The following is a 4,941-nucleotide window of genomic DNA, read 5'->3' as shown; positions in this document are numbered from 1 at the left end:
GGAATTCATCATCGGACAGCACCACCGGCAACGGCTTCGGACCAGGCATCACCCCACCCTACAACCGCCAACGAAACCACGACTCAGGACACTAGACGATCTTCCGGCGGTTGTACCCGCCGGACTTGGGGACGACCACATCCTTTGCGGTAGTGCGGGGGATGGTCGTGATCAGGTCTGATCCGGATCACGGCGGTTGGCCGGGTGTGCGGTGACCACCTGACGGGCGTAGGCCCAGTAGAGCTGGATGCGCTTGAACGCCGACCATGATCCCGCTGACCCGCTGACGGTCGGCGTTGCGATCTCCGATGCGGGTGGTGAAATGATCGGGGGTGGACCTGCTGGGCGCCTCCCGGATGTCGAGCATATAATGACAGAAGTTATCGAAAGCGACACCGGGAGGCCGTTATGAGGGCTCTCCGCTTCGTAATCGAACCGGACGAGGGCAAGTCGATCTGGCTCGCGGGCCTAGGGGTCGACTTCAAGATCTGGGGAGAGGAGACCGGCAACCAGTTCTCGATCGTCGAGCACCCGATCGAACCGGGCCGTCTCATACCGCCGCACGTGCACAGCCGCGAGGACGAGTTCTCATACGTCCTGCAGGGCCGGATCGGTGCACGGGTGGGCGACCAGGAGGCCACGGCAGGCCCGGGCTCGTACATCCTCAAGCCGCGAGGGATCCTGCATACCTTTTGGAACGCAGGACCGGAACCCGCAAGGATCCTGGAGATCATCTCTCCCGCAGGCTTCGAGCAGTTCTTCGACGAGCTGGGCACGGTCGCCGAGACAGCGGCCGATCCTGCCGAGTTTGTCCAGCGGCGGGCCGAGCTGGGCGAGCAGTACGGTCTCGGGTTCTCAGACGAGTGGGTCGCCGAACTGACCGACAAGTACCGGCTCAAGCTCCTCGGCGAGTAGCCGACCCGACTCGGCACGATGAAAGGCGCGCACAGCCAAGCCCAGGCAAGCGGTGTCAAGCATCAGGTGAGGCCACAACGTCAAGGATCAACCGAGACAAGACACCCAGCATGTGAGCCTCATGCGTAACAACCTTCTCTACGACTTCAAGGCGGCTCGCTACCGCTCGCCGCGCGGCCCGGCTCCCCGGGCCGCCGCTCACAGCCGGGGCCGAATCGACTCCGCGGGCAGGGCGCAGAGCAGCGGGGCTCCGCCCCGAACCCCGGCCCTCTCTCTCGGAGGGAGCTATCGACCTCGCCCCCGCCCCCGGCTCATGACCGGAGGTACCGCCCGAACACGTCCTCTACGTGAGCGCTGAACTGGCCGTCGTTGAAGAGCCGGCGTACCTCTGCCTCGGGAGTCCACTGGTGCCAGGCAATCTCTCGGCTATCCGGTGAGACCGCGCCCGTGACGACGGCCTCATGGACACCCAGCCAGATGGGGCTGACTGCGGTGTAACACCTGTACTTGAATATGTGCCGCACCAGGGCGCTCACCCCGAGCTCCTCTTCAAGCTCCCGAGCAGCGGCCACTTCGTACGACTCGCCCGGATCGACCGCACCACCGCACATCAGCGTGGCCTGCCCCGGCATCTGGATGCCCGCTGCGCGCCGCATCACCAAGATCCGCCCCTCGGGGTCTCGGCACACCGTCACCGCGATGCGATGTAGCCAGCCCTGCCGGGTCGCCTCGGATCGCTCCACCACGCCAACCACACGGTCGTACTCGTCGACTCGTTCCACCAATTCGCCCACGTCGCACACCCTCGCATCAGCTACTGACACGGAGGCCCTTTCCGCATGTCCCGCATCGCCCTGGATGACATCCGCCGTGCCGCCGAGGCCAGATACGGCGACTTCACCATCGACCTGCCCGACGGCAGCACTGTCACGCTGCGGACCCCGCTGCGCGTATCGACCACGAGTCGGTCGGTGGCGGCCAGGGAGATCCTGAACGACACCGCGGATCGGCTCTACACCGCCACCGCCCGCTCGGCGCCGGGACAGGCGTTCAGCCTCCCGCCCGGCCCTTCGGTGATCACCTTCCGGGCCGCGGAGTTCAACCCCTTCGGAGCGCTGACGGTGCTGTGGCGCTCCGCCTATTGGTGACCCGTGAGGACAACTGACCGAGTGCCGGTGGTGAAGCGGTCGAAGTACTGCTCCCAGCTCTCGCCCGGCCAGTGGTAGGTCACCCGTTTTTCACCAGGCTGGTAGTCCGCCGTGTACAGGGTGCCCCAGCCGTCGTCGTACCTCGTCTGATAGAGAGGGGCACGCAGCATCGCCGCCACGTCCGGGCCGGACTGTCGGATCGTAGCCAACCGTTCTTGCGTCCGGCTGCTCCGCTCCTCCTCGTCCGACACCGGCAGATGCTGATGGTTGGCCGCGCAGGCGTCCGGGGCCTTCGTCAGCTCGATGTCGGGGCCTACGTACACGGTCACGGCCTGCTCGGCATCGACGAGGGTGACGTTCTGCGGAATCATGATCGGGATCTGCCGCAGACGCTCCACCGCCTCCGATACCGTCTCGCAGGTCTCCAGCAGATAGCGCAGGACGATGGGGATCGCGAAGCCAGGCCCATGGACCTCGCGCCCGCCGTAGGTGAGGGAGACGACGAGGCCCGCGTCGTTCATTCCGTCCAGCAGCCCCCAGCCGGCCTCCTGCATGCCGAGCACCGGGCGCAGGAAGTGGGAGCGGACAATGGTGCCTTCGCACTCGTCTGGCGGGAAGTCGTAGTTACGCAGCAGTCGACCGACGCTGCCCGTCTGCGTGCAACCAGAGAAGAACGGCCGGATAGCGGCCATCGTCAACAGCGTCTCGGCCTCCGGCTTGTCCACCTGGCCGGCGAGGCGGTCCAAGAGCGGCGCCAGCTCTGGCATGTGCTCATCGAACTGCCGCCGTGCCCGCTCGGCTCCCTCCGGGGTCCGTCCCTCGTCGGCCAGCCAGCGGTCGGCCTCCGGCCGTAAGGACCGGAGATGACCGGCCCAGCGGCCGTCGCTCCCGTCTCCGACGTCGATGGCCCGAAATGTCTTCTCCACCTGGCTCATGACCTCGCCCCCGTCTCCGCCTGGAACCGTGTCGTCGCAACTTACCTAAATCGGCAGATCAATTACCAGACCGTCATCCAGGACGAAAGGACGCACCCGTGGCCGTACGCGCGGCGTGGCTGACCAACCGCGGCGACGCCGCCGCAGGCCAGACCCGCAACGACACCCGCCTGCCCCCCCTCGGCACCATGACCCCCGCCGGCGAACTCACCACCGGCCCCGGGGTCCTGCGCGGCGGCGACCCCTTCGCCCTGGAACCCACCGGCCCGATGACCGCCACCCTGGGTGTCGGCCGCGCCCTCATCCAAGGCACCGCCGCCCAGGGTGCTTACCCGCTCGTCGTCACGGAGCCCGAGCCTTTGACGGTCGCGGACGGCGATCCCGCCAACCCGCGGGGCAATCTGGTGGTGCTGCGCATCTACGACACCGCGCACGACGACTCCGGCCAGGTCCGCCCGGCCGTGGAGATCCTGCCCGGCGCCCCCGGCGCCGCCCCCACCCCACCCGACACCCCGCCGGCCGCGCTGGGGTTACCGTTCTTGTCCCGGGCCCCGTGAGAGAAGAGCGCAATGACCACACCCTTCGAGTCGCACAGCGCGCCGAGTTGCTATCTGCTGGAGTACTCGATGGGTCCCGGCGGCACTCCGCTGGGAGACGTGTACGCCGCCGGGGACCTCGCCAGCCTGAAGGAAATGTTCGAGAAAGACGGAGGCAACGGCTACCAGCCGTTTCTCGACTATCACGTGATGTTGTGCGGAGCCGTCCTGCACCTGTGGGTCGTCCAGCGCGGCTTTATCGTCGGCGGGTTCGACGTGCGCCCGTACCTGCGTACCGGCAATCCCGGATGGGACCGGACACTGGCCCGCGTGATCGAGCTTCAGGAACGCGACAAAGCTGACGAACGGGCCGAGGAAATCTGGGAAGACGTGGGGACGGTTATCGAAGACGCCGACTGGGAGGCCGCCCGCACACTGCCGCTCCTGGGCAAGGTGTTCGCACTGCACGACCAGATCACCGCGGCATCCGACGCGACCGAGGACGCCGAAGCGCAACTTGAGGCCATCAGGGAGGGCGACGAGGATCTCCCTTCCACCGGTCCGCTTGTGAAACTCGATTGGCATACCGTGGCCGAACTGGCTCCGCCCCTCCAGTCACCTGTGCTGGCCTCGGGCCGGCTGGAAGTGACGTGGGCCGATGATCCCATCTGGGTCGAAGACAGCTACATCTGTCGCGATCTGCACCACGACTCGTCCAGCGGCATCAGCCTCCACTTCGGCTGGAACGACCTGGAAAATGGTGACGCCTACCACGAAGAGGGCGAGTCCCACCCAGCATGAACTTCACCCACGCATCACACTTCGAGGTCTCGTGGATAGGCGTGGGGTCATGGTCGACGGCTCGGGCGAGTCCGACCTGTGGCTCAGGGTTTCGCCCTGGTACGCGGGTGGCGGCTCAGTTGAGGGCGTTGTGGATGCCCTGTTCGAGGAGTTCGTCGGCGAGCTGGGGGTCGGTCAGGGCGCGGGAGAGCTGCAGCGTTCCGACCAGCAGGCCGAGGAGGCTGAGGGACTTCACACGCACCGACGGCGGATCGTGATGCCGCTCTTCCCACGTCAGTGTGTCGCATTGAAGCCGGACAGGATCAGGCGGGCAGGCGGTTGTTCTTGCGGATCTGCTTGTCGAACGCTCCGGCGGGGACGAGGCGGCGCGCAATGGCGACGCGTGAGGCCAGCCGGCCGGCGGTGTAGCGCAGCTTCGGCTTCTTGTCGGTGGCCGCGGTGACGATCACTTTGGCGACGACGGCTGGGTCGTCGCCCTTCTTCATCGCCTCCGCCATCACCTCGTCGAAGGCGCGCCGTCGCTCCGCGTACAGGGGCAGCGGGGTGTCGGGCTGTGCGGCGTTGGTGTCGAAGCTCGTCTTGGTGTAGCCGGGCTGGACGAGGAGG

7 protein-coding genes and 1 pseudogene are annotated in these 4,941 nt (G+C 66.9%); 4 read left to right on the top strand and 4 right to left on the bottom strand.

Annotation, left to right across the window (positions count from 1 at the left end):
• Window positions 1-408 precede the first annotated feature (408 nt).
• A complete protein-coding gene (locus tag T328_RS35860; RefSeq protein WP_496500460.1) occupies window positions 409-915 on the top strand; it encodes a cupin domain-containing protein in 507 nt (168 codons plus the stop codon).
• A 311-nt stretch (window positions 916-1,226) separates the two neighbouring features.
• On the opposite strand, the gene T328_RS35855 is transcribed toward T328_RS35860, so the two are convergent.
• A complete protein-coding gene (locus T328_RS35855; protein ID WP_496500459.1) occupies window positions 1,227-1,709 on the bottom strand; it encodes an NUDIX domain-containing protein in 483 nt (160 codons plus the stop codon).
• 45 nt (window positions 1,710-1,754) lie between these two features.
• Between T328_RS35855 and T328_RS35850 the strand changes: the two genes are divergently transcribed.
• Window positions 1,755-2,063: a hypothetical protein gene (locus T328_RS35850; protein WP_496500458.1), complete on the top strand. Its 309-nt coding sequence runs from the start codon at window positions 1,755-1,757 to the stop codon at window positions 2,061-2,063.
• On the opposite strand, the gene T328_RS35845 is transcribed toward T328_RS35850, so the two are convergent.
• Window positions 2,054-2,998 carry a C45 family autoproteolytic acyltransferase/hydrolase gene (locus T328_RS35845; RefSeq protein ID WP_496500457.1) on the bottom strand — a complete coding sequence of 315 codons (945 nt, stop codon included), beginning with the start codon at window positions 2,996-2,998 and terminating at the stop codon, window positions 2,054-2,056. The genes T328_RS35850 and T328_RS35845 overlap by 10 nt on opposite strands.
• A 98-nt stretch (window positions 2,999-3,096) precedes the next feature.
• On the opposite strand from T328_RS35845, the gene T328_RS35840 reads away from it, so the two are divergent.
• Window positions 3,097-3,555: a hypothetical protein gene (locus T328_RS35840; protein ID WP_496500456.1), complete on the top strand. Its 459-nt coding sequence runs from the start codon at window positions 3,097-3,099 to the stop codon at window positions 3,553-3,555.
• A 12-nt stretch (window positions 3,556-3,567) separates the two neighbouring features.
• Window positions 3,568-4,335 carry a hypothetical protein gene (locus T328_RS35835; RefSeq protein WP_496500455.1) on the top strand — a complete coding sequence of 256 codons (768 nt, stop codon included), beginning with the start codon at window positions 3,568-3,570 and terminating at the stop codon, window positions 4,333-4,335.
• Window positions 4,336-4,450: 115 nt separating this feature from the next.
• Here the strand turns inward: T328_RS35835 and T328_RS35830 are convergent.
• Together T328_RS35830 and T328_RS35825 are read right to left on the bottom strand one after the other, a co-directional pair.
• Window positions 4,451-4,588, bottom strand: a pseudogene (locus T328_RS35830) (TetR/AcrR family transcriptional regulator); the annotation flags it as partial.
• A 49-nt stretch (window positions 4,589-4,637) separates the two neighbouring features.
• The coding region (locus T328_RS35825; RefSeq protein WP_496500454.1) for a Rossmann-fold NAD(P)-binding domain-containing protein at window positions 4,638-4,941 on the bottom strand (304 nt) is incomplete at its 5' end.

It is taken from the genome of Streptomyces sp. CNX435 (genome assembly GCF_059570575.1).
Note: the sequence above shows the minus strand (reverse complement) of the source record. Positions and strands in the feature narration are given on the sequence as shown.

Coding starts and splice junctions, on each gene's coding strand:
- T328_RS35860 (WP_496500460.1), top strand. CDS start 409: ATGAGGGCTCTCCGCTTCGTAATCGAACCGGACGAGGGCAAGTCGATC.
- T328_RS35850 (WP_496500458.1), top strand. CDS start 1,755: ATGTCCCGCATCGCCCTGGATGACATCCGCCGTGCCGCCGAGGCCAGA.
- T328_RS35845 (WP_496500457.1), bottom strand. CDS start 2,998: ATGAGCCAGGTGGAGAAGACATTTCGGGCCATCGACGTCGGAGACGGG.
- T328_RS35835 (WP_496500455.1), top strand. CDS start 3,568: ATGACCACACCCTTCGAGTCGCACAGCGCGCCGAGTTGCTATCTGCTG.